The 24,287-nt window shown below is 39.2% G+C and carries 21 protein-coding genes; 11 read left to right on the top strand and 10 right to left on the bottom strand.

Annotated elements, in window-relative coordinates; all coding sequences use genetic code 11:
- Positions 1-5: 5 nt before the first annotated feature.
- Together thiD and UMU13_RS00655 are read left to right on the top strand one after the other, a co-directional pair.
- Positions 6-815: a bifunctional hydroxymethylpyrimidine kinase/phosphomethylpyrimidine kinase gene (thiD, locus tag UMU13_RS00650; RefSeq protein ID WP_328216323.1), complete on the top strand. Its 810-nt coding sequence runs from the start codon at positions 6-8 to the stop codon at positions 813-815.
- On the top strand, positions 805-1,083 hold the full coding sequence (locus UMU13_RS00655; protein WP_328216325.1) for an RNA-binding S4 domain-containing protein: 279 nt from the start codon (positions 805-807) through the stop codon (positions 1,081-1,083). Before thiD ends, UMU13_RS00655 begins: the two co-directional genes overlap by 11 nt.
- A gap of 121 nt (positions 1,084-1,204) precedes the next feature.
- On the opposite strand, the gene UMU13_RS00660 is transcribed toward UMU13_RS00655, so the two are convergent.
- Positions 1,205-2,470 (bottom strand): M16 family metallopeptidase, encoded by a 1,266-nt coding sequence (locus UMU13_RS00660; RefSeq protein WP_328216327.1) that lies wholly within the window; start codon positions 2,468-2,470, stop codon positions 1,205-1,207.
- Between the two features lie 247 nt (positions 2,471-2,717).
- On the opposite strand from UMU13_RS00660, the gene UMU13_RS00665 reads away from it, so the two are divergent.
- Genes UMU13_RS00665 through UMU13_RS00685 form a run of 5 tightly spaced genes read left to right on the top strand, consistent with a single transcriptional unit; the run spans position 2,718 to position 6,886 of the window.
- The gene (locus tag UMU13_RS00665; RefSeq protein WP_328216328.1) at positions 2,718-4,697 is read left to right on the top strand and encodes a heme lyase CcmF/NrfE family subunit; all 1,980 of its coding nucleotides are present in this window, start codon (positions 2,718-2,720) and stop codon (positions 4,695-4,697) included.
- Positions 4,678-5,385: an ABC transporter ATP-binding protein gene (locus UMU13_RS00670; RefSeq protein WP_328216329.1), complete on the top strand. Its 708-nt coding sequence runs from the start codon at positions 4,678-4,680 to the stop codon at positions 5,383-5,385. The genes UMU13_RS00665 and UMU13_RS00670 overlap by 20 nt, the downstream gene beginning before the upstream one ends.
- An 8-nt stretch (positions 5,386-5,393) precedes the next feature.
- The gene (locus tag UMU13_RS00675; protein WP_303700004.1) at positions 5,394-6,074 is read left to right on the top strand and encodes a heme exporter protein CcmB; all 681 of its coding nucleotides are present in this window, start codon (positions 5,394-5,396) and stop codon (positions 6,072-6,074) included.
- Between the two features lie 3 nt (positions 6,075-6,077).
- Positions 6,078-6,749: a cytochrome c biogenesis protein CcsA gene (gene ccsA, locus UMU13_RS00680; protein WP_328216334.1), complete on the top strand. Its 672-nt coding sequence runs from the start codon at positions 6,078-6,080 to the stop codon at positions 6,747-6,749.
- Entirely contained in the window at positions 6,746-6,886 is a 141-nt protein-coding gene (locus UMU13_RS00685; protein WP_328216335.1) for a CcmD family protein, read from the top strand. The genes ccsA and UMU13_RS00685 overlap by 4 nt, the downstream gene beginning before the upstream one ends.
- A gap of 75 nt (positions 6,887-6,961) precedes the next feature.
- Here the strand turns inward: UMU13_RS00685 and UMU13_RS00690 are convergent, their stop codons facing one another.
- Positions 6,962-7,474, bottom strand: coding sequence for a ferritin (locus UMU13_RS00690; protein WP_328216336.1), 513 nt, complete (start codon positions 7,472-7,474; stop codon positions 6,962-6,964).
- A gap of 284 nt (positions 7,475-7,758) precedes the next feature.
- Here UMU13_RS00690 and ybgF point away from each other — a divergent pair, with 284 nt between their 5' ends.
- Complete coding sequence (ybgF, locus tag UMU13_RS00695) at positions 7,759-8,535, top strand: tol-pal system protein YbgF (RefSeq protein ID WP_328216339.1); 777 nt, start codon at positions 7,759-7,761, stop codon at positions 8,533-8,535.
- Positions 8,536-8,538: 3 nt separating this feature from the next.
- A complete protein-coding gene (locus tag UMU13_RS00700) occupies positions 8,539-9,519 on the top strand; it encodes a LysM peptidoglycan-binding domain-containing protein (RefSeq protein ID WP_328216340.1) in 981 nt (326 codons plus the stop codon).
- 97 nt (positions 9,520-9,616) lie between these two features.
- Here the strand turns inward: UMU13_RS00700 and UMU13_RS00705 are convergent, their stop codons facing one another.
- Genes UMU13_RS00705 through ruvB form a run of 3 tightly spaced genes read right to left on the bottom strand, consistent with a single transcriptional unit; the run spans position 9,617 to position 12,893 of the window.
- Complete coding sequence (locus UMU13_RS00705) at positions 9,617-10,381, bottom strand: enoyl-ACP reductase FabI (protein WP_328216342.1); 765 nt, start codon at positions 10,379-10,381, stop codon at positions 9,617-9,619.
- Between the two features lie 19 nt (positions 10,382-10,400).
- Entirely contained in the window at positions 10,401-11,759 is a 1,359-nt protein-coding gene (radA, locus tag UMU13_RS00710; protein ID WP_328216343.1) for a DNA repair protein RadA, read from the bottom strand.
- A gap of 6 nt (positions 11,760-11,765) precedes the next feature.
- Positions 11,766-12,893 carry a Holliday junction branch migration DNA helicase RuvB gene (gene ruvB / locus UMU13_RS00715; protein WP_328216345.1) on the bottom strand — a complete coding sequence of 376 codons (1,128 nt, stop codon included), beginning with the start codon at positions 12,891-12,893 and terminating at the stop codon, positions 11,766-11,768.
- A gap of 345 nt (positions 12,894-13,238) precedes the next feature.
- Here ruvB and UMU13_RS00720 point away from each other — a divergent pair, with 345 nt between their 5' ends.
- Positions 13,239-14,156 (top strand): AEC family transporter, encoded by a 918-nt coding sequence (locus tag UMU13_RS00720; protein ID WP_328216346.1) that lies wholly within the window; start codon positions 13,239-13,241, stop codon positions 14,154-14,156.
- A 12-nt stretch (positions 14,157-14,168) separates the two neighbouring features.
- Here UMU13_RS00720 and UMU13_RS00725 read toward each other — a convergent pair whose 3' ends face one another.
- Positions 14,169-16,490 (bottom strand): PAS domain-containing hybrid sensor histidine kinase/response regulator, encoded by a 2,322-nt coding sequence (locus UMU13_RS00725; RefSeq protein WP_328216347.1) that lies wholly within the window; start codon positions 16,488-16,490, stop codon positions 14,169-14,171.
- Positions 16,491-16,624: 134 nt separating this feature from the next.
- On the bottom strand, positions 16,625-17,509 hold the full coding sequence (locus UMU13_RS00730; protein ID WP_328216349.1) for a radical SAM protein: 885 nt from the start codon (positions 17,507-17,509) through the stop codon (positions 16,625-16,627).
- 130 nt (positions 17,510-17,639) lie between these two features.
- On the opposite strand from UMU13_RS00730, the gene UMU13_RS00735 reads away from it, so the two are divergent.
- On the top strand, positions 17,640-19,361 hold the full coding sequence (locus tag UMU13_RS00735) for a proline--tRNA ligase (RefSeq protein ID WP_328216350.1): 1,722 nt from the start codon (positions 17,640-17,642) through the stop codon (positions 19,359-19,361).
- 161 nt (positions 19,362-19,522) lie between these two features.
- On the opposite strand, the gene UMU13_RS00740 is transcribed toward UMU13_RS00735, so the two are convergent.
- The 3 genes from UMU13_RS00740 to dnaB all read right to left on the bottom strand — a co-directional run bounded on the left by UMU13_RS00740 (position 19,523) and on the right by dnaB (position 24,284).
- Positions 19,523-20,764 carry a M48 family metallopeptidase gene (locus UMU13_RS00740; RefSeq protein WP_328216351.1) on the bottom strand — a complete coding sequence of 414 codons (1,242 nt, stop codon included), beginning with the start codon at positions 20,762-20,764 and terminating at the stop codon, positions 19,523-19,525.
- A 934-nt stretch (positions 20,765-21,698) separates the two neighbouring features.
- Complete coding sequence (gene lpxC / locus UMU13_RS00745) at positions 21,699-22,610, bottom strand: UDP-3-O-acyl-N-acetylglucosamine deacetylase (RefSeq protein ID WP_328216352.1); 912 nt, start codon at positions 22,608-22,610, stop codon at positions 21,699-21,701.
- Between the two features lie 300 nt (positions 22,611-22,910).
- On the bottom strand, positions 22,911-24,284 hold the full coding sequence (gene dnaB / locus UMU13_RS00750) for a replicative DNA helicase (protein ID WP_328216354.1): 1,374 nt from the start codon (positions 24,282-24,284) through the stop codon (positions 22,911-22,913).
- Between the last annotated feature and the right edge of the window lie 3 nt (positions 24,285-24,287).

The raw sequence follows: 24,287 nt of genomic DNA on the forward strand, positions 1-24,287 counted from the left end.
TATCAATGCGGCAGGCACTGACCATAGCCGGCTCTGACAGTGGCGGGGGAGCCGGAATTCAGGCGGATTTAAAATCGTTCGCAGCTGCGGGAGTATATGGAACATCCGTTATAACGTCCGTAACTTCTCAGAATACACAGGGAGTTACTGATATTTTCAACCTGCCCCTCAGCTCAATAGAGTCTCAACTTGATGCAATATTTGATGATTTTGACATTTCATGTGTGAAAACAGGAATGCTTTCAACTGCAGAAATTATCCGGACTGTTTCCGATAAGCTTCAACATTTTAAAGTCAAAAAGCTTGTTGTTGACCCTGTAATGGTGGCCAAAGGGGGAAGCCGGCTGCTGGAGGAAAGTGCCGTAAACACATTGATAGATTCTCTGATACCGCAGGCTTACATAATAACCCCTAATATAGAAGAGGCAGAGTTTCTCCTGGATTGTACAATAAATAATGATGCGGAGATGAGCAAAGCTGCCAAAGACCTGATGAAAATGGGCAGCGAATTCGTTCTATTAAAGGGTGGCCACTTAAGGAGCAGATATGCAAAGGATATTCTTGTGGGGACAGATCTGGAGTTAACTTTTACCTCAAAAAAAATAGACTCAAAAAACACCCACGGAACCGGCTGTACGTATGCTTCAAGTATCGCAGCTTATCTTGCTAAAGGATTTGATATAAAAAAAGCCGTCCAGACGGCAAAAAATTATATTTATGAAACTATAAACAGCTCCCGCGACCTCGGGATAGGCAGCGGACACGGCCCGCTTAATCATTTTTGCTACACACGGAGTTTTGATAATGCGTATTGATAAGTTTTTAAAGATAATGGCAATTATTAAGAGGCGTACTGTAGCCAATGAAGCTGCCGAGGAGGGGTTTATTCTGATTAACGGTAAAAAAATAAAACCTTCTTATAGTGTTAAAAGCGGGGATATCCTGGAAATTGACATGTGGAATTATTATAAAAGGATACGCATTCTCGACGTTCCGTCAAAAAACAGTGTTCCTAAAAAAGAGAGAGATAAATATATCCTCATGGAAAAATATATCCCAAAAGAGCCTGGAGATATAATTTGAAAAAGCATCGTAATTGCTGTGATGTGTAATGCGTAACGTGTGACAGGGGGGAGTTCAACGTTGAGCCTTGAACCTCTACTACCCTTACTACCTATATACGTGTATGCTTAATTGCAAATATTCAGTTATTTTCAGGCTTTAAAACAAACGTTGTGTTTTTTCTGTTAAAAAGTCCCTCAGCAGCATTCTGAACGTCTTTAAGACTAACATTCCTAAGATTCTCAATGTACTGCTCAAAGTAGTTATGCCCCAGGCCGAGATTCGCGAAAAATGCAGCATACCAGCTGGTTTTCTGGGTGGATTGGGATTCTGAAAGAATCCTGCCTAAAATATAATTTTTTGCGTTCTCTACATCTTCACCTGTAATCATTTCCACAGATTGTGCGTTAATCTCTTTTATATCTTCCACAGCCTTCTTTACATTGTCATAATCCAGACCGATAAAAGTAATATAGCGGGAAGAACACAGCCGGGAAGGATAAAAAGCACCGACAGCATAAGCATAGCCTTTCTGCTGTCTTAAAATATTAAAGTAATACGAACTCATCCCGCCGCCCATTATCTCAGTCAGGACTTTTGTCGATAAATATCTTTTATCGGCCGCAGACGGAGCATCGTAAGCCACATATAGTTTTGCCTGCCTTATTCGGGGATAAGCTTCTTCTTCATAAACTGAACGGCTGATACCGGAACCCTTGCAATTTATATTTACAGGTTTCCCTTCCGGCAAGCCTTCAAACACATTTTCCGTTTTTGATCGGATCAAATCAGAAAAATCTCCTGCCAGGGAAATTATAAAATTACTGCCCTTAAAAGTTTTTTCATAATACTTTCTTATATCTTTAAAACTTAAGTTTTTTACAGAATCCACCTGCCCGGTAGTGGAAAGTTCATAGGGAAAGTCACCATAGGTCAGTTCGCCTAATTTCTCCACAGCAACTTTACTCGGACTGTCTTTCATACTTTTTATCTCTTTTATCAACAATCCCTTTTCCCTTTCAAAAATTTCGTTGCTGAAATCCGGATCATTAAAGAGTTTTTTCAGGCACGGCAAAATCTTAATAAAATCATCCTTAAGCATGGATATCTGAAACTCAAAGTAGTCGCTGGCTACACCGGCATCTATATTGCCCCCGTAAAACTCCACTTTACTCATAAGATCTCCGCTTTTCAGCCATACGTCTGAAAAGAGAGTTCCTATACCGTTATCGGCTTCACTTTCTGCAAATAAGCCGCCTTTAATGAAAACATTCAGAGAAATAATATCACTCTGCTCAAGTTTATTTGTTATAAACATTCCGTTATTTTTAAGCATATTTTTCTCACCTGCAAAAGTTGTGACCGAAGTCATTACTACGACAAATAGGATTATTGAGATTTTTTTCATAAAATTATCCTTATTACACCTGTATACAAATCTATCATTAAACACACCCTGCAGTCAACGTGCTTCTTATTTCACAAATTTCTGCAATAAAAGATAAACAAGGAATTGTTTAGTTCAGAAGAACTTTTTCTGCTCAGCCGGACATCTTAAATGTTATCAATATATACGGATATTTATACACATTTTAAATTTCTTGAACTTTAAAAAAATTCTGCTATCTACTATGAAAACAATAGAGAGGTGAAATGTGGGTAGTATTGGTTTTTTATTGCAATTGGCAGGATTATTTGCCGGCATTGGAGGAATAATCTGTTACATAATAAGTATTAATAAAAATTCCGAATTATACGGGAAAACGGCGAACAGCCTTCTCCTTGTTCAGGCCGGGCTGATTTCAGCTGCCACCCTTGTCCTGATATATGCCCTCGCCACCGGCTATTTCAAAATGGAATATGTGGCCCAATATACTGACAGGGCACTGCCCATGATTTACAAAATAAGTGCATGGTGGGCAGGTCAGGCCGGATCCCTTTTTTTCTGGGGTTGGCTCGTCAGTGTATTCGCAGTTATAGAACTCTACCGCATACGAAACTATTCTCTGAAGTACAAAAGCTCTGTACTGCTTACCATGATAATAACTTCAACCTTTTTCTATCTTTTAACCACGTTTCTAGTCAATCCGTTTAAAGAACTCAATTTCTTCCCCAATGACGGAATGGGCATGAATCCATTGTTGCAGAATCCCGGGATGCTGTACCATCCTCCCACCCTTTATCTTGGTTTCGTGGGATTCACAATACCGTTGGGTCATGCTGTCGCTTCTTTTCTAACAGCTGACAGGACGGGGTTTTGGGTAAAAGATACAAGAAAATGGTCGTTAATAACCTGGATTTTTCTTACAATCGGTATTGTTCTTGGCGGTCAGTGGGCTTATGTGGAGCTCGGCTGGGGCGGATACTGGGCATGGGATCCTGTGGAAAACGCGTCCCTGCTTCCCTGGTTTACTGCAACAGCGTTTCTGCATTCCGCTGTAATGCTGGAAAGAAAACATAAGTTAAAAATCTGGACATATGCTTTGATTCTGGTGACATTCGAGCTGTGCATTTTCGGTACTTTTCTCACAAGAAGCGGTGTCATCGATTCCGTTCACAGTTTCGGCAAATCTTCTTTGGGAAGCTTTTTTCTATGGTTTATCGTTATAACAACCGGAGCTTTTCTCTATTTTCTTTTCAAAAGCAAAGATGAAATCAAAGACGAAGGTGAATTTACCATTTCCTCCAAAGAAGGGCTCTTCTTTGTCACAAACTGGCTTTTTGTAGGTCTTATGGCAGTAGTGTTTTTTGGTACGACCCTGCCGATTTTCTCTCAATTGGCCGGCTCAAAACTCAGCGTGGGCATACCGTATTACAACAAGGTATCAATTCCTTTTTTTATGGCTATTCTCGTACTCAGCGGCATTTGCCCGTTGGTTCCATACGGCCGTAACGGACTCAAATCCAGCATAAAGGCACTTTGGCCGTCACTTATTTTCATGGTACTGGCCACCGCAGGAATTTACGCATACGGATATACAAAAATTATCCCCCTTGTACTCTTCGCTTTTGCTTCGTTCTCACTGTTTACCATCCTTCTGCAGTTTTTTAACGGCATGAGAAAAAATGGTGCAGGAATAATTTTCAGAAACAGAAGATTTTACGGAGGATTAATTATTCATCTTGGCGTTATGATTATGGCTTACGGGGTTATAGCTTCTTCATTTTATAATGTTAAAATAGACAAAGTGGTTTCTCCGGGAAATACAATTGATATGCACCAATCACTTAAAAATTCGCTGCCTGCCGGGAAAGCAGAAATTTTAACAGGGATCACACCTGATTTTGAACTCTTTGTGGGAAATCTTAAAGTGCAGGAGAGAAAGAATTACGTCTCCGTTTATGCACCTGTGGATGTAAAAAAGAACGGGAGCTACAAGGTTACAATGACGCCGGAAAGACGTTTTTATAAAAACAACGAACAGCCCTTTGCAGAGGTTGCAATTTACACCAAAGCAGGAGGTGATTTATATTTGATACTTGCTTCTTATTCAAAACCTGATAATGTGATCGGCATACAGGCTATCTATGAACCGTTTATAGTATGGATTTGGATAGGTTGCGCCCTGATGGTTACAGGCGGACTGTACACAATCAGCTACAAAAGGAAAGATAGTGACATCAAAACTAATTAAGCTTGATGAGATTACTAAAAGATACGGATATCTGGAGGCCTTAAAAAAGGTCTCCTTTTATTTGGACAGAGGTGAATTTCTCTCTATATTCGGTCCCAACGGGGCAGGAAAATCCACACTCCTTAAGGTTCTGTCATCGCAGACAAGGCCGAGTTCAGGTCAGATTTTTTTTGACGGAATAAAGCTTGGTGATCTGCCCAACGATTTCAGAAGAAATTTCGGAGTCATTTCACATCAGCCTTTTCTGTATGAAAACCTGTCTGCCGAGGCTAATCTGAAATTTTACGGTAAGCTATACGGACTAAAGGAAGTAGACAAGAAAATTGATGATATTCTGAATAAAGTGGAACTGTCAGACAGAAAGAGCGATTATGTCAGAAATTTTTCAAGAGGAATGCTACAAAGGCTCTCTATAGCGAGAAGTCTTCTGCATGATCCTGAAATCATTCTCCTGGATGAGCCCTATACCGGCCTTGATCAACATGCATCTTACATACTTTCAAATATACTCAAAGAACAGTTTAATCACAGCAAGACAATCATTATGGTAACTCACAATCTTAACCGAGGCTACGACTTAGCTTCCAAAGTTGCCATTATGAAAAGGGGAAAAATCGTATTTTTTGATGATAAGGTAAATATCCCCGAATACGAGTTTGAAGACATATATTTAGCCAAGGTGTCGTAGGTTTATTTATGAAAAACTATCTCAAGACTGTTTTTAATATTGTTGAAAAAGACCTGCTACTGGAATTGAAATCAAAGGAAGTGGTGGTCTCCATGCTTCTCTTTTCACTTCTTGTGGTTATCGTTTTCAGCTTTATCTTTGAACCGGGGGCCGCATACAAAGACAATCTTGTTGGCGGTATCCTGTGGATGGCAATAATATTTTCAGGCGTACTGGGGCTCAATAAATCAATGCTGAACGAAATCACCGGCGGCAATCTGAATGCACTTCTTTTAGCGCCGGTTGACAGAAGTGCCGTTTTTTTCGGTAAAGTGTTTTCCAATTTTCTCTTTCTCATAATTATGGAAATAATTACAGTGCCCATTTTTATGGTCTTTTATAATATTAATATCTTTGCCAACTCCCTGATGAGTATTGTAGTGCTTGCACTTGGCACATACGGTTTCGCGGTTTTGGGGACACTTTTTTCATTAATCTCGGTAAAAACAAAAACCCGGGAAATAATGCTCCCTTTGCTGCTTTTGCCCCTTATGATACCAATCATACTTGCCGGAATTCAGTGTATGAATATATATATACTGGGAGAAGATGTAGCCGAATCTTATAAATGGCTGAAACTGATCGGAGCGTTTGACGTAATTTTTACCGCTGTTATTTTTGCAATTTTCGATTACATAGTAGAGGAGTAGTGTATGAAACTAAATGCTCTAATTGATGCTCTGACTTTTCTGGCCGTTGCTCTGGGGCTTTATTTTGCCTTTATCTACGCACCGGTTGAGAATGTTATGGGCCCGATTCAGAAGATTTTTTACTTTCACGTCGCATCTGCCTGGATAAGCTTTTTTGCCTTCTTTGTAACATTTATCTGCAGCTTTTTTGTGCTTTTTACAAATAGATACATCTTTGATGACATTGCCTCCGGTTCTGCAGAAATCGGAATTATCTTCTGTACCATAGTCTTGATTACAGGTCCGATATGGGCGAAACCTATTTGGGGAACATGGTGGACATGGGACCCCCGATTAACGACAACGTTAATTCTGTGGTTTATCTATGTGGGCTACTTGATGCTGCGAAAATTTTTGGATGAAGAAGATAAAAGAGCAAAATTTTCAGCTGCTCTCGGCATTATTGGATTTATCGATGTTCCCATAGTATTCTTTTCAATAAGATGGTGGAGAACAATTCATCCGAATGTACTCCAGAAAGGCGGCGGTGGTCTTGCCCCTGAAATGCTTACAGCTCTTTTTGTATCCATTTTTGCTTTTACACTGCTGTACATAATGATGATGGTCAAGACCGTGATAGTAAAACATATGTTTCGCAGATATGAAAAAATCGCTTCAAACAAGGGGGAAATATGAAGAATTTTTGGTTTTTATTTAGTGCATACATGGTAATTTGGGCTGCCATCTTCGGATATATTCTTAAGCTGAACGGCAAAATGAAAGAATTAAAGTTAAAGCTGGACAAGCTTGAATCTGAAACGAAAGAACCGTAAAGAATTGTTCATTCAAACATATAACAAAGGGGCACAATAAGGTTGTGCCCCACACCCTAAAATAAAATTCAGTTTTTACTGTCCGGCATCAGCCTGAGTAAATGTCCTGGTACCAAGCTCTTTGTCTATCATAAAAATACCGTTACCCTGACCGTCCACAAGTTTTAAGTTGTCGATTATCTCATTGACAGATGCTTCCTCTTCCACCTGCTCAGTGATGAACCACTGTAAAAATGCGTTTGTAGCATGATCTTTCTCACTGAGTGCTAAATCCACAAGCTCGTAAATACTTTTTGTAATAAACTGCTCGTGTTCAAGTGTTTTCTCAAAAACTTCAAGAGATGAAGAAAATTTGGTTTCCGGCTTATCAATCTTCAACAGATCAACTTCAGCACCCTGGTCAAGAAGGTAAGTATAGAATTTCATTGCGTGGAAATTTTCCTCCTGGTACTGCACATAAAACCAGTTGGCAAAGCCTTTAAGTCCTCTGTTTTCGCTCCAGGCTGACATAGCAAGATACAGATATGCCGAGAAAAACTCATTATTCAGCTGTTTATTAAGCGCCTGCTCCATTTTTTTGCTTATCATAAAATCCTCCTTTACCTTTGCTGTTTAGCAGTATTAATTTATAACATAATTTAACCCTTATTTATAGAAATTTTCATAATTTATTGTAAATTTTTACCATAATCGATATAATATATTATGAAACTTTCTCACAGGATTGAATTTGCAATAATTGTGTGGTAAAAATTTATTTAAGGATTTATGATGATAACGGAAAAAAATCTTCTTCAGTCAGGATTTATCTGTTTACAAACTATTCTGAATATCCGTTTAAAATGTAAAAAAAATGTTGGAGGGATAAATTTATGAAACGTATCTTGATAGTTCTGCCAATTTTAATTGTTTTTGTTTCATGTGCGCCTAAAAACCAGGCTCTTAATAATAGTATCAGTGCTATGAATCAGGAAATAGTGGATCTGCAAAAATCAATAGCCAATCTTAAAATGGAAAATGATGAGCTTGACAGAAAAATCACTGTAAATAAAACAAAAATAAACACAAATTCCCAGGCAATCTCAGATATTAACAATGATGTCACCTATCTGACTAATGAAATTTCGATGACAAAAGAGCGTTTGGAAACATCGAAACCTGTTGTGCAGTCCGGAGATAATAAAATTATGTCTGAAGACAATCAAACACAGAATGCGAAAAATGAATCCGCTGAGCAGACTGACAATCAAATAGTTATTATTGAAGACAAATTTTCAGATAAAGGCAGTCTGTACAGCTATGCCTATGAACTTTTCAAATCAGGTAAATATTACGAAAGCAGGCAGAAATTTAATGAATTTCTTTCATTATACCCCAAAGACAGCCTTTCGGACAACGCAAAATACTGGATAGCTGAAACTTATTACTCTCAAAACAATTACAACAAGGCTATCGAGAATATTAAACAAATGATCAGGGAATACCCTGACGGCAATAAAGTTCCTGCCGGCTATCTTAAAATGGGGCTGGCTTATAATGAACTTGGCAACAGGAATGAAGCTGTCAAAATACTTAAAGAACTTACCCAAAAATTCCCGGCTTCCGGCGTAGCTGCAAGAGCAAAGGAATTTTTGGCAAAGTGGGAGTAAAGTATGTTTAGAATAATTTTATTGATGTGCATATTTTTCACCTTTACTGCAGCCTCTGCTCAGCAAAAGTATATTATAGAAAAGGGCGATACTTTGTGGGATATTGCAGGGGAATTTTACGACAATAATTTCCAGTGGCCAATTATCTGGAAGTATAATACCTATATTAATGATCCCGATCTTATATTTCCGGAAGACAAACTTGTAATCCCCATCCTCTTCGGCGGAAAAAGCTATCATCTGGCTGATAATACTTCATTAATAAAACTTACTTCGGACAGCTACGGTTTAGACAATGTTTCCAAAAAGAGTAAAGCCTATGAGTCCAAGCTCTCTTACTACAGCGTTGACTTTCAAAATATAGATAACCTTGAGCTTATAATGGCGGAAAGACCGTCTTTTGAACTTCTTGCAAACGAACTGGAAAGAACATTTGTGGCAACTAACAACATTGTGCGTATCAATGCCGGGCGGGGGGATATCAACACCGGAGATAAACTTACTATATACAGCGTTGAGCAGGAAACACCTTACGGCATAATATACAAAACCGCCGGAGTAGGCACAGTTACCAAAGTGGAGGACAAAACTTCGGTTGTGAAGATAACGGATGCTTTTGAGCCGATAGAAAAAACATTTCTGGCAGACAGGTACAGGGATTTTTCATTTCCGGAACCATCCGGCTACAAAGTTGTAAACTCAGACATAACAGGCTCTATACTTTTTATGACCAATAATATGCGTATATCCGGAGAGGGGTACAGGTGTATCATTAACCTTGGCTATGAAGACAATGTAAAAGAGGGCGATGTTCTGAATGTGGTTCAAAAGATTGAAGAAGACGGGTACATCAGGAACGTGAAAATAGCAACGATACAGATTATTCATTCCGGCAAAAATACTTCAACTGCTCAAATAATAGACAGCAGAAAAGAAATATCACAAGGTAACAAAGTAATTCTGCACAAAGTTGCAATAAGATAAATTTTTAAAAAGTACCTTTTTCAGACAAACTTTAAGACTCCGCCCATCCTGGCGGAGTCTTTTAAATACGAACTAAAAGCTGAATAATCTTTTAAGTTTATATCCCCAGTATATTATATCCACTGTCAACATATATTACCTCACCTGTAACTCCGCTGGACAACTCACTGCACAAATAAAGGGAAGTATTCGCCACATCATCCCCGGTTATATTTCTTCTTAATGGCGATTTTTCCTCAATACAGGCAAGAATTGTTTTAAAGCCGGAAATACCACTTGCAGCAAGTGTTTTTATCGGACCGGCTGAAATAGCATTTACCCTTATTCCTTTTTCTCCAAGCTCATTAGCCAGATATCTTACAGATGATTCCAAAGCAGCTTTTGCAACTCCCATTACATTGTAATTTTTCACAACTTTCTCTGAGCCGTAGTAGGTCATTGTAATAATAGTGGAGCCTTCACTCATAAAAGGCTCAGCATGCTTTGCCAAATTAACCAAAGAAAAGACGCTTATTTCCATGGCAGTTTTGAATCCTTCCCTGCTTGTATCCACGAATCTTCCCTTCAGATCATCGGCCGGAGCATAAGCCACAGCATGAACAAGAATATCGATATGTCCGAATTTATCAGAGACTGTTTTGAAAGTCTTTTCTATATCTGCATCATCAGTAACATCACATTTTACGCAAAATGCTCCTCCTAACTCTTCAGAAAGTGGTTCAACCCTTCTCTGCAGCTGTTCACCGGCATAGGTAAATCCCAGCTCAACCCCATGCTCTTTAAGCTTTTTTGCTATCGAGTAAGCAATCGATTTTTGATTCGCAACGCCGAAAATCAATGCCTTTTTACCTTTTAAATCCATAATTACCTCCGTTTTAGCACTATATATATTCTATAATTTCATTCACATAATTAATATTTATTATTTCCAAACCACCGGTTATTTTGTCATTTTTGCTAATATCCTGCTTTTTGGTATCGCCTGAGGGCATAAAAACCGTCTTGATGCCGAATTTTGCAGCTTCTTTTAATCTGCTGTCAATGTTGCCAGGCAGCCTGACTTCCCCTGTCAAGCCAACCTCTCCTATAAAAAGTGAACTTTCGGGCGGAAGAGTATCTTTAAAAGATGATATAAGACAAGCACAGATTGCCAGATCGGCGGAGGTTTCGTTTACCTTCAGACCTCCGGCAACGTTAAGAAAAACATCTGCACCCGACAAGTTGATTCCGCATCTTTTTTCCACAATTGCCAAAAGCATCTGGAGTCTGTTTAAATCAAAACCGTTGGCATTTCTTTTGGGAAAGTTAAAGTATGTGCTGCTGACCAAAGCCTGAATTTCTATGAGAAACGCTCTGGTTCCCTCCATTACACATGTCATTATTTTACCGGCACTGTTGTCGGTATTTTCCAAAAAGTCAAACCCGCTGATTTCAACCAGCCCTTCATTACGCATTTCAAAAAGCCCCACCTCATTTGTTGAGCCAAACCGGTTTTTCACAGCTCTTAATATGCGCACACCTTTGGAATAATCACCCTCGAAATAAAGAACGGTATCAACCAGATGTTCAAGAATCTTCGGACCAGCAATAGCCCCCTCTTTAGTCACCTGCCCAACAATAAAAACTGTCAAACCGGTAGATTTTGCAAATTCTACAAGATTATAAGTAATATATTTCACCTGACTCACTGTACCGGCAGGCGATTTTAAGTCATCCGATGCAATAGTCTGTACGGAGTCCAGCACAAGGAAATTATAATCATGGCTGCTGATAGCTGCTTCTACTTCATCAAAATCATTGGTACTTATTATATCAAAATCTAAGTCTTTTAAATGCAGCCTGTCCGCCCTTAACTTTATCTGGGAGCGTGACTCTTCCGAGGAAACGTATAGTACATCCATATTTCCTGACGAAAAGACCGATGTTACCTGAAGCATAATCGTTGACTTACCAACTCCGGGTTCACCTCCCACCAGCACTACAGACCCTTTTACACACCCTCCTCCGAGCACCTGGTCAAGCTCCACAAGACCGGTTTTAAACCTGCTGACCTCAATACCGCCAACATCCTTCAGTTTTTTTATATCCGGCTCTTTTTTACTCCTTGCTGACTCAGAAGATTTTTCAGGAAATTTTTCTTCAAAACTGCCCCAGCTGCCGCATTCGGGGCACCTGCCAGACCATTTCGGAGTAATATATCCGCATTGATTACAAACATAATTAGTTTTTACTTTTGCCATCAGCTGCTATTCCTGTTCTCCGTTATTATATTCCGTATCATTCAGCAGATCGTCAACTGTAATCTGTTTTTCCCGTCTCTTAATATTAAGATGCTCGTAGGCTTTGATGGCAGCAACTCTGCCTCTGGGAGTCTTCTTAATAAAGCCGCAGTAAATAAGAAAAGGCTCGATAACATCTTCTATGGTATCCTTCTCTTCCGACAATGTGGCAGCAATTGTATCAACGCCCACCGGCCCGCCTTCGTACTTCTCTATTATTGACTTAAGGTACCTTCTGTCGGATGTATCCAGCCCTATTACGTCTATCTCCAGCCTGTCAAGACCATGCTTTGCTATTCCTTTTTCAATAATCCCGTTATTATAAACATCGGCAAAGTCCCTTATCCTTCTTAAAAGACGGTGGGCCACCCTCGGAGTCCCCCGGCACCTTCTGGCTATTTCAGCTGCCGCATCTTCTTCTACATCTATCTCCATAATTTTCGATGCCCGCTTAATTATTTCCTTCAACTCATCATCCTGATAAAATTCCAGTCTGAAAATCATACCAAACCTGTCTCTAAGTGGGGAAGTGAGAAGCCCCATACGGGTAGTAGCTCCGATAAGTGTAAAATTTTCAAGATCTATCTTGATAGTTCTGGCAGCAGGCCCCTGACCGATAATTATATCAAGCTGGAAGTCTTCCATCGCGGGATAAAGAATCTCCTCTACACTGGAATGCAGCCTGTGAATTTCATCGATGAAGAGCACATCACCTTCTGACAAATTTGTCAGAACAGCGGCTAAATCTCCGGGTTTTTCTATAACAGGTCCGCTTGTCGCCTTAATATTTACTCCAAGCTCGTTGGCTATTATTGAAGCCAGAGTGGTTTTACCAAGACCGGGCGGACCGTAAAAAAGACAATGATCCAGGCTTTCATTTCTGTTTTTTGTGGCCTCCAGAAAAACCCTGAGATTTTCCTTGATTTTAGTCTGTCCCACATATTCATCCAGAATCTTCGGCCTGATCGTCTGTCCGTCCGGCGCCGGGCGGGTTATATTCAAATCTTCTTCAAGCCTCTCTTTGGAGAATATTTCATTCCTCGCTGTTTTATCTTCGTCAGGCCCTAAAGGAAATTGCGGATCACCGGAACTCATCAAAACTCCTTACTAAGTTTATGCTCTGATACAAATTTTCGCCGAACATTTTGCACCAGTTTTTAGACTGATAAATATATGTAACATAAAATACCAACAAATAATATAAATTGCAACGTCCTATGTTTTTGACGCCCTCCAAATTATTTGCATATGTAAAAACTGTGTTGGAGGATGAGAAGCGCTAAGTAAGCCTCCTGACACTCAACAAATTACTACTTCTCCATCTCCCTTTCTCACTACTTAACTATCTCACTCTTTTAATGGTATGAAATTTTTTGCTTTTATTTTATAGAGTAGTAAGATATCTTCTGTATATTAACTATTTATAAAGGGCACAATGTTATGCTGCATTTACTTTCTATTGTTTCACCGATATTTATTGTTTTGGCACTGGGAAAAATTCTGTCCCTCTTCAATCTTATTAAACCCGATTTCATCAATGCCTCAAACCGGCTGATTTTTTTTGTTTTACTTCCTGCGCTTCTTTTTTACAAAATTGCCCAGGCCGAGATATACACTTCGTTCAATTTAAATATTTTTCTGGTAATGTGCGTAACGGTTTTCAGTATTTTTCTGCTGAGTTTTATAGTGGGCAGAATTTTTCATGTCGGCAAAAAGCAGCTGGGGACGTTTGCCATGAACAATTTCCGGGCAAATTATGCATATATGGGACTCCCCGTAAGTTATTACGCTTTCGGCGATGAAGGATTGATGATTGCGAGCCTTCTCATGGCATTTATCGTACCTTTGGTAAATCTTCTTTCCATAATTTCCCTGTCACTGAATTCTTCCAAAAAAGTCCGGATGTGGACCTTTATTAAAAATACACTTTTAAACCCCCTGGCAATCGGCTGTATTTTGGGGATAGTTTTTTCTCTGGCAAAAATAGAGTTTTATTACTTTATAGATAAAAGTCTCAGTCTTTTAACCGGAGTTACGCTTCCCTTGGCTCTGCTGTGTATCGGAGCTACTATGAAACGTGAAATGATAAGGGGAAATAAACTTTTAATTGCCAATACCCTTCTTATAAAACTGCTTGTAATGCCGTTTACAGCTTTTCTTATAATCAGTACTTTTTCAGAATCAATTTCCCTGACAGGGCAGGTTCTGATTATTATGCTCTCATCACCTGCTGCCACGGTGAACTACGTACTTGCTTCTTCAATGGACGGTGATCCCGATGTTGCAAGCGGAGGAATAATTTTATCAACCGTTTTCTCCCTGTTTACTTACATCTTCTGGCTCGCTGTACTCGTCTGAAATTAGCTGAAACTATTCGTTGCCGTCATTTAAGACTTCATTTACCTTGTTCGATAAAAGTTCTACAGTAAAAGGTTTTTGAAGAAAATAAATCTGATTTTCGGAAATTTCCTTATCGGTAATGTAACTTTTGGGGTATCCGGATATAAACAACGTTTTCATCCCCGGATGAATTTTCGACAGCTTTGATGACAGTTCCTTCCCGTTCATTTCAGGCATTACAACATCAGTAATCAGCAAATCTATACTTTTATTTCTGTTAAGGTATTGTTTTGCTTTCTCCATAGCTTCAGATGCTGAAATTGTAGTTATCACATCATAATTCATCTTTTCCAGCATTTTACTGCTGACAGCAAGAACGGACGGTTCATCTTCAACAAACATAATTCTTTCCCCTTTTCCTTCTGCCGTTCCTGCCTTTACATCCATGGGGGTATCTTCTTCTTTTTGTCTCGGAAGGTAAACTTTAAATGTCGTACCATGTCCCGGTTCGGAGTAAATATTTATAAATCCACCGTTCTGCTTAACTACACCGTAAACAGTAGCCATACCTATTCCCGTCCCTTCACCATTTTTTTTGGTGGTGAAAAACGGTTCGAAAATTTTTTCCTGAATCTCTTTACTCATGCCGCTTCCGTTATCACTGACAGACAGCATTACATAATCACCCGGCTTACAGTTCATGTTTGTGTTACAATAATTCTCGTCCACATGAGCGTTACAGGTTTCAATTACGATTTTTCCATTTTCACCTATAGCATCACGCGCATTTACACAGAGATTTGTCAGTATCTGGCTTATCTGTGAAGGATCAATTTTAACATACCAAAGATCTTGCTCACTACGCCACTCAAGCCGGATATTTTCCCCAACGACTTTATTCAGCATATTTATTATATTTTTTAAGGTATCATTATAATTAAGAACTCTGGGAGAACCACTCTGCTTTCTGGAAAAACTGAGCAGCTGGTTTGTAATTTCCGCCGAACTGCGTGCGGCTTTGCCTATTTCATCAAAATATTCATGAAACTTATCTGAGTTATCTGTCTGCAGCACTCCCAGCTCCGCATAATTCATTATAACACTAAGCATATTGTTAAAGTCATGAGCAATGCCCCCTGCAAGGCGCCCAATAGCTTCAAGTTTGCTGCTCTGATTAAGCTGTTCGTTCAAAATCCGCCGTTCTTCTTCCTCTTTTTTCCTTTGGGTAATATCTCTGACAAAACTTCCATGAAGCACTTCTCCCGCATACTCTATACTTCTCACGGAAACTTCCACAGGCATAAAAGTACCGTCGCTTTTTCGGTGCCTCCTTTCGATAGTCACATTTCTGTTGTTATCGACTTCCTCCCATATACTTTTCCACGTTTTTTCATCAAGTTCCGTATCAATATCAAAAATTGTCATTTCCTGTAATTTATCCCGGGGATAGCCTAACCTGTCGGCCGCAGTTTTATTAGCATATGCAAACCTGCCGTCTTTACGCGTCCAAAAAACAGCATCAGGGGCATCCTCCATAAAGATTTTGTACGTATATATCTCATCTTCATATTTTTTGGATTCGGTTATATCGGTGATATAGCCTTCAAGAACATCAATGCCTTCTGTGTTCCGGCCAACAAGCACCCCCTGCTCCCACACCCATTTGATTTGGCCGCCTTTTGTTATTATCCTATACTTCGTTATAAAATTATCATTTTCCTTTATAGAGCGCTGAACCTCTTCCCATATAGAATCCCGGTCTTCGGGATGGATAATGTTACCATATGAGACCACTTTATTTTCCTCAAGTTCGACAGGGCTATAACCTGTAAGATTAGAGCTGCCTCCGCTGACAAAAATCATACTCCATGCAAAATCATTGAGACATCTGTAGACCATTCCCGGAAGATTGGACATAAGGGTTTCCAGTTGACGCTGTTTCTCATTAACTTCTCTTTCCGCTTTCTTCCTTTCAGTAATATCCTGAACAATTCCTACAATTCCTGTAATTTCACCTTTCCTGTTTTTAAATGTAGCTTTATTAAATATCACATCGTGTACATTGCCTGCATTATCTTTCAATTTGGATTGATAAAGCTGGGTTCCCGGATTATTAAACAATTCACTGTCTTTTTCATAATAAATACGGGCGAAATCTTCACGGCCTATGTCAAAAACTGTTTTTCCTTCCAGTTCTTCTGGTGGTTGCCCGAAAAATTCTCCAAAAGCCTTGTTTACACCCAAATAACGGCCTTCGTTATCCTTATAAAACAAAGGCAGAGGGATGGCATCAAAAATTTCTTTAAGCGTGTATTCTTTTTCATGATATTTGGAATTTTCCGAATTGTTCATCCTTCGCCCGCAGTAAGCTATTAATATTATTAAGTATAAGCTGTTGGTAATATTAAGTCAAATAAATCTGCCGTAATAACCGCTTTTAACACTGCAAATCATTTATGTTTTTATATTTATACCAATTTAGTTTTTTATATATTTTCCTGGTAAAAATCCGGATAACTTTCCAAAACCCCTTTCTTGTAACAATGCCTCCTCACGTCGTTAAGGTATCCCAGTAACCTGTCTTTATCCCTATCCAAAGTACCTTTCAGTGAAAACAGGTTTGATACATGATTCGATCTGAAAATTATTCCCTCACCTCTGATATTTTCTATAAATTCAGCTGCCTCATCAATCAAATGCCGGAACCGGGGGGTGTCAATATATTGAAAATAGTTTTTGCCCCTGCGCAGAAACAGGGTGAGCAGACTTAAGTATTTAGGATTTACTTCACTGATCCAGCGTGCGGAATCCACCGCATGACTGCTGGTGTATTTGACACCCCCTGCACCCAGAATAACCATTACAGAAAAATTGAAGCCGATCTCCTGCAGGCCTTTTATTCTTTCTTTTACTTCATCCGCATCCATACCTTTGTTCATAATTTTGAGAACTTCATTATTTCCGCTCTCAAGCCCGAAATACAACATATCCAGCTTTCTGCTGAAAATTACACGCCAGTCATAATAACTTTTTTCCAGAAGAGCCTGCGGACCTGCATACGATCGGATACTTTCCAGGTTTGGAAATTTTTCATGCAGATAATCCAGAATTTTTAACAAACCTTCGGACGGATATATAGCAGCATCTCCGTCAGCCAGAAAAATGCGTTTTATATGCTTTTTTGTATACTCAGGAATTCCGTCAACTTCATATTTAAATTCCTCAAAAGGCTTTATGCGAAATTTTTTATCCACATACATTCCGCAAAAGGTGCACTTATTGTACGAGCACCCTTCTGTAATTTGAAATATTAAAGATTTAGCCTCACTGGGAGGTCTGTACAGCGGATAAGAATATTCGGGTATATGCATCTTACTCCTCTCACATAATGTATTTTCACAAAAAGATAGTCCATAATTGCTAAAATAACAACACCGGCTAAAATTTCTTGCATCAATCACATAGCACTGTTATTATCTGCCAAAAAGCGGAGTCACACTGATGAGACTATCAAACTATTTTACACCTACACTGAGAGAGACACCCGCTGAAGCCGAAGTGGTAAGTCACAAACTTATGCTCAGAGCCGGCATGATAAGAAAATCAGCAGCGGGCATATACTCATACCTTCCGTTAGGGTTGAAAGTTATTCAAAAAGTGGAACAGATTGTGAGAAAATACATGAACGAATATGGAGCTGTTGAATTGCTGATGCCTGCTGTGTGTTCTGCAGATCTCTGGAGAGAGAGCGGAAGATGGGCGGATTACGGCAAGGAGCTTTTACGCATAAAGGACCGGCATGGCAGGGACTTCTGCATCGGTCCCACTCATGAGGAAGTTATTACTGATATTGTAAGAAACAGTGTCAAAAGTTACAAACAGCTGCCTCTAAACCTCTACCAAATACAAACAAAATTCAGAGACGAGGTACGCCCCCGTTTCGGCCTTATGAGGGGCAGAGAGTTTATAATGAAGGATGCATATTCTTTTGACATAAACGATGAGGCTGCCGAAAAAAGTTATAAGCAGATGCACGCTGCGTATTGTAAAATTTTTGAGGCCTGTAACCTTAAGTACAAAGTCGTCGAAGCTGACTCCGGAGCGATTGGAGGATCATTTTCTCATGAATTTATGGTGCTTGCCGATACCGGTGAAGACTTTGTGATAAGCTGCAATAGTTGTGATTATTCTGCAAATATGGAGAAAGCCGTCACTGCAGACAACTACGCTAAAGATGATGAAAAAATATTGCCCTCCCAACAGGTGGAAACCCCCGGACAAAAGACAGTGGAGGAGGTAGCAAATTTTCTTGGTGTAAATATCAGCAAAATTGTAAAGACCCTTATACTGAAAACTGCTGAAGATTTCGTCGCTCTTATGGTCAGGGGTGATCATGAAGCCAACCTGGTAAAATTAAAAAACTATCTGGATGTTGTTAATGTGGATTTTGCAAGCGAAAAAGAAATAGAGGAAATCACAGGCGGTGCCATGGGATTTTCAGGCCCTGTAAACCTTCCTTTGCCCATTTATGCCGATAATGCCGTAAAATATATAAAAAACTTTGTAGTGGGCGGCAATGCAAAAGATGTTCATCTGAAAAATGTAAATATTGGTGAGGATTTCACAGTAAAACAATTCGGAGATTTCCGTACAGCCGAACCCGGAGATGAATGCCCTAAATGCGGTAAAGGTACTTATGTAATAACAAAAGGAATAGAAGTGGGACATATTTTCAAGTTGGGAACAAAATACTCAGAAAGTATGAACGCCACATATCTTGATAAAGATGGAAAGCAGAAACATATGATTATGGGCTGCTACGGGATTGGGATAGGCAGAACTGCAGCCGCGGCTATTGAGCAGAACCACGATGATGCAGGTATCATTTGGCCTCCCCAGCTTGCGCCGTTTGAGGTTGTTGTTGTGCCTGTTAATACAAACGATGAAAATGTAGTCAATGTGGCAGAAACAATTTATCTCAAGCTTCTGAAAAAAGGTGTGGATGTTGTCATTGACGACAGAGACGAGCGTGCGGGAGTAAAATTCAACGATGCCGATCTAATCGGATACCCTTTGAGAATAAATGTCGGCAAAAAGACTCTCAAAGAGGGGAATATAGAAATATTTATCCGGAAAGACAAAGAGCTAATTTCTGTTAAAAGGGAAGATTCCGTTAACAAAACACTTGAGCTTCTTGAAAGCTTAAAAAGCTCCGGTAGATAATGCTCATATTTATTTGCAAGTTTTAAAATATACATCTTGGGCGGGCATTTAATTTATTTACTGCCCGCTTGAAAACAAAAATTCAACTGTTTCTCCGGACTTCCTACTATAAACCAAAACGTATAACCATTCACCCATCACGCTTAACGTATTACGGTATCTCACGCTTTCGTTGATAAATGTTCTATCCTTTTTAAAAGGGGAGGATGGGAATAATGAATCTTTACGTAAAGAGGGTGCGGCAACGGAAAGGATAAATTGTCCTTGTGCAAATGGACAAGCGTGTCAGCCATTGTATCCCGCTCACCTGTAAGTTTGACGGCAAATGTGTCAGCCTCATATTCATGTTTACGTGAAAAGAATGATGAAACCGGCTCAAAAAATTTTCCAACTGGACTGAGAATAACAGAGATTATAAATAAACCTGTAAATATTGACTTTTCAAAACCGAGGGCGTGGTAGATAAATTCATTATTTATCAATATCCCCACAAGGAAAAAGGAAACAAATACAGAGATAAACATGAAGAAAAGCATCTTTTTCAAATGTCCGAGTTTATAATGCCCGATTTCATGCGCCAGAATATTTATAATTTCCTTCTCTGTATGATTATTTAAAAGTGTATCAAAAAGTACAATTCGTTTGTTTTTTCCAAAACCGGTAAAATACGCATTTGAATGCGTAGAGCGTTTTGAGGCATCCATCTGCAAAATGTTTTTGACGGGGAAATCCGCTTTATCTGCAAGCTTGAAAATCTCCGACTCCAGCTCTTTATTTTCCAAAGGCTGAAATTTGTTAAACAATGGAGCAATTACCACCGGATATAAGTACATCATAAAAAGAGAGAAAAGAAAAACCGCACATGCTGCGTATAAGTACCAGTATGTACCTGCCGATTGAATAAGTTTAATAACAACAAAAAGAATGATAACAAAAATAATATATGATATTGTGCCACCCAATATCATATCCTTTAAAAACAGAGCAGGGGTCGTCTTGTTAAATTCATATTTCTTCTCTATAACAAATGTTTCATAAATATCAAAAGGCAGGCCTATGAGAGCAAAAAGCAGCTGATAGAAAGTAAAAAAGATTAATGCCCTCAAATATTCACTGTTATAAGTAAAAAAAATCTCTGCCGAAAACCATTGAAAAACCCCAAATAACAAAAGAGCGAAAAAAATAATACCGTGAACCAAACTTTCGTAATGACCAATCCGGCTTTTGTCTTTATGATATTCACCACTTTTTTTCAATTCTTCAGATGAATATACCCTTAAAGCTCTTGCAGGGGGATTTTCGGCAACTTTTTCAATATATCTGTCATTAATCTTATCCACAATAAATTCGTAAATTTCTGCTGCAATGAGAGTTAAAATAATAAAATATCCGATTATTGGCAATGTATTCTCCTTAAATTAAAAATCATTTTTGTATGAATGAAGAAGCAGGATAAAATATCCTCCATACCAAGTCAACAACAAGAGCATTGGCGTCCTTCCAAAATTTTTGTACTTGTGCTATTTGACAATACTTTATCTTAATATTTGGACTTTCACTCATGAAGATATCCCAATATTAAGCACAGTTGTATATTTATTCGTTATGTCGTTTCATATGGTTAAGATTTCTCACTTTGCTCGAAAGAATGCCTGCGGCTAGCACCAGTCTTTTAGACTGGTAAATATGTTTACATTCTATTTATCCGCCCAAGGCGGATGTTAGACAACAATTTATGTCATCCCTCGCCCCGTTAAATGCCGTAGGCAATCAGCGAAGCTGATATTTAACAGGGCGAGCGAAGCCGAGGGATCTCTATCTATGTACTAACAATATCTGAGTATTGTCATAGCTCTAAAAAAATGGGAGGTTGCCAACAAGAGCAGTTTTTCCTGAATTATGAAAAGTGTTGTGGAAGTGAAAAATAGCAAAAAAACGGTGATATTATTAAAAATAATCTGGCATCACCCCAAAAATTATATAAAAGTATTGTTTTACATATACTTAGCTAACATGACACTGATTTCAATGTAATTTGCACAAATGAAGCAGCCGATGTCGAATGTGTTCCACTGGCATCGGTCAAAGACCGATTAGCAGCTATGTAAATAGCTAAAATTGACGAAGTCAATCAATTTGTGTATACAACATTTTTACCAGCCTGAAAGGCTGGTGCTAGTAGACGGTTAGCGGCAGTAGTTTCGAGTTTCGGCTGCGAAATGCGTGCAAATTACATTGAAAAATATTTGCACTGCGAAAAATGAGGTGACTTCAGTAGAAATAATAATTTGTAAAAAGAAATTGGTGAAACATGCTGTTTAAAGGGATATTATCCCTTTAAACAGCTCCCTGAGGTTCCAGAACTATACTTTCATAACCAGCTTGCTTATAATCTTCTTCTATTTCAGTTACTGTGTAGTAGGCAGTTGATTCCAAAAGTGTTCTTGCCAGAAGGTTGTTCAGCTGATGTCCGGATTTATAAGCGCGCACATGCCCGTAAAACCTGTATCCAAGCAGCGATACATCTCCAATAAGGTCCAAAGTCTTGTGCCTGACAAATTCATCCTCGAATCTCAGCCCCTCACTGTTGATTACTCCCTCATCACCCACTACAACTGCATTGTCGAGAGAACCGCCGCGGGCCAGTCCCATCTGCCAGAGGCTTTCCACCTCTTCTTTAAAACCGAATGTTCTTGCTTTGGCTATTTCATTCTTAAAAACTTGTGGGCTAACATTAAAGAAAGCTTTTTGCTCCCTTACGTGCTTGTTGTCAAAATCTATATGGCATGTAAATTTTAGAAATCTGGAAGGAATAAGCTCAACCCACTTGTCTCCCCATTCAACTCGTATACGCTTTTTGAATTTAAGGTACTTTCGTTTTTTGCCCAACACCTTAACCCCTGCCTGGGAAAGTATATCGACAAAAGGCGCTGCACTGCCGTCAAGGATTGGAATCTCCCCTGCATTTACTTCCACAACCGCATTATCTATACCCAATCCGTACAAAGCCGCCATAAGATGTTCTATAGTGCTGATTGAAGCTCCGCCGCATTTAATAGAAGTGGCCAGTTGTGTGGAATAAACATCAAAAGGTGAAACCTTCGTTAATTGACTATTGTCAACATCATTCCTTATAAACTGTATCCCTGTGTCCGGGTGGGCGGGCTTAATATTCACATCTATATAGCTGCCGCTGTGCAATCCCGTCCCGGAGAATGAAATCTCTCTATTTAAAGTTGTTTGATACATACTTACTCCAATTGTGTCTTCAAAACATTGTAGCAAAAAACATTCCAAAAAACATATATTATAATATTATCCGATTATAAAGTATTTTGCAAACACTTATTTCACAATTCAAACTTTCAAAAGCTTTAAACACAGCCATTACAAGAAATTTCATAAAGTTTTTCTAAAACTGTCTTATTGCAAATATCATCTTATGATTTATAAAAAAACAAAAACATTATACATTTATGTAATACATAAACAACATGGTGTTAAAAAAAACATACACCCGAACACTCATAATAGACCGGCCTAAGCCGTTTATAATTCAGCATTTTCAAAGCGGGTGTACTCTTCAAGGAAAGCAAGCTTTATAGTATCAGTAGGGCCGTTTCTATGCTTGGCCACAATAAGTTCGGCAACTCCGGGAAGCTTTGTATCCTGATGATACACCTCGTCACGATATAAAAACATAATAAGGTCTGCATCCTGTTCAATAGCCCCGGACTCTCTCAGGTCAGAGGGAACAGGTCTTTTATCCGTTCTGTTTTCAACACCCCTGTTAAGCTGGGAAAGTGCTATGACCGGAATGTTCAGCTCTTTTGCAAGGGCTTTCAGCGCCCTCGAGATTTCTGAAATTTGCTGCTCCCTGCTTTCAGCTCTGCTGCCTGACATAAGCTGAAGATAATCAACTATAACCACATCCAGATCATATTCCCTCTTAAGCCTTCTGCATTTCGCTCTAAGCTCCATAGATGAAATAGCAGGTGTGTCATCAAGGAACAGGTTCAAATCATTCAACTCCGAACCAACACTGGCAAGTCTCTGCCATTCATCATTGTTCAGCCTTCCGTTACGCAGCTTTGTAGACTCTATTTTCGCTTCAGAAGACAAAAGCCTTTGCACGAGCTGTCCGGAAGACATCTCCAAAGAAAAAACAGCTGCCGATCTGTCATACTTGCTGCAGGTGTTCAGGGCGAGATTCATTGCGAAAGCAGTCTTGCCCATACCGGGTCTGCCGGCTACGATAATAAGGTCAGACTTCTGAAGACCGTTTGTTAACCTGTCCAGATCCATAAATCCGGTTGGTATTCCGGTAATCTGTTCGTTCCTGCCGTAAAGACTTTCTAAAATTTCAAAAGTATCCTTTATTACCACACCTATCGGCTGAACTTCATTCTTAAGTTTGAATTCAGCCAGACTGAAAATATGCTTCTCAGCTTCGTCAACTAAACTGCTGATTTCACCGGTATATGAATAGGACTTCTCGGCAATATCTGAGCTAAACTCGATTAACGCCCGCAACAGCGCTTTGTCTTTTACCATATTGGCGTAATGAACAATATTGGCCGAATTGGGTATAATATTCACCAGCTCAGAAATATAATCCACCCCGCCTGCTTTTTCTGTAAGCTCTTTGTCATTGAGGGAACTAACGAGGGTTACAATATCCAGCGGCTTATTATTATGGGCAAGCTCCATAAGTTCTTTAAAAATTATTTTATGAGGGGGGTAATAAAAATCACTGACCCCCAGAAGATGCACAATTTTATCAAGCGCCTTATCGTCAATAAGTATAGAAGCAAGTACAGCCTGTTCGGCCTCCATGCTATAAGGTGGCTTCTTGATGGCGGGGCTGTTATTGTCAGAATAAGCCGTATTGTTTCTGTAATTTTTAGTATAACCGTTAGCCATTAC

The sequence above is a fragment of the Flexistipes sp. genome, assembly GCF_036172515.1.
Classification (GTDB): Bacteria; Chrysiogenota; Deferribacteres; order Deferribacterales; family Flexistipitaceae; genus Flexistipes.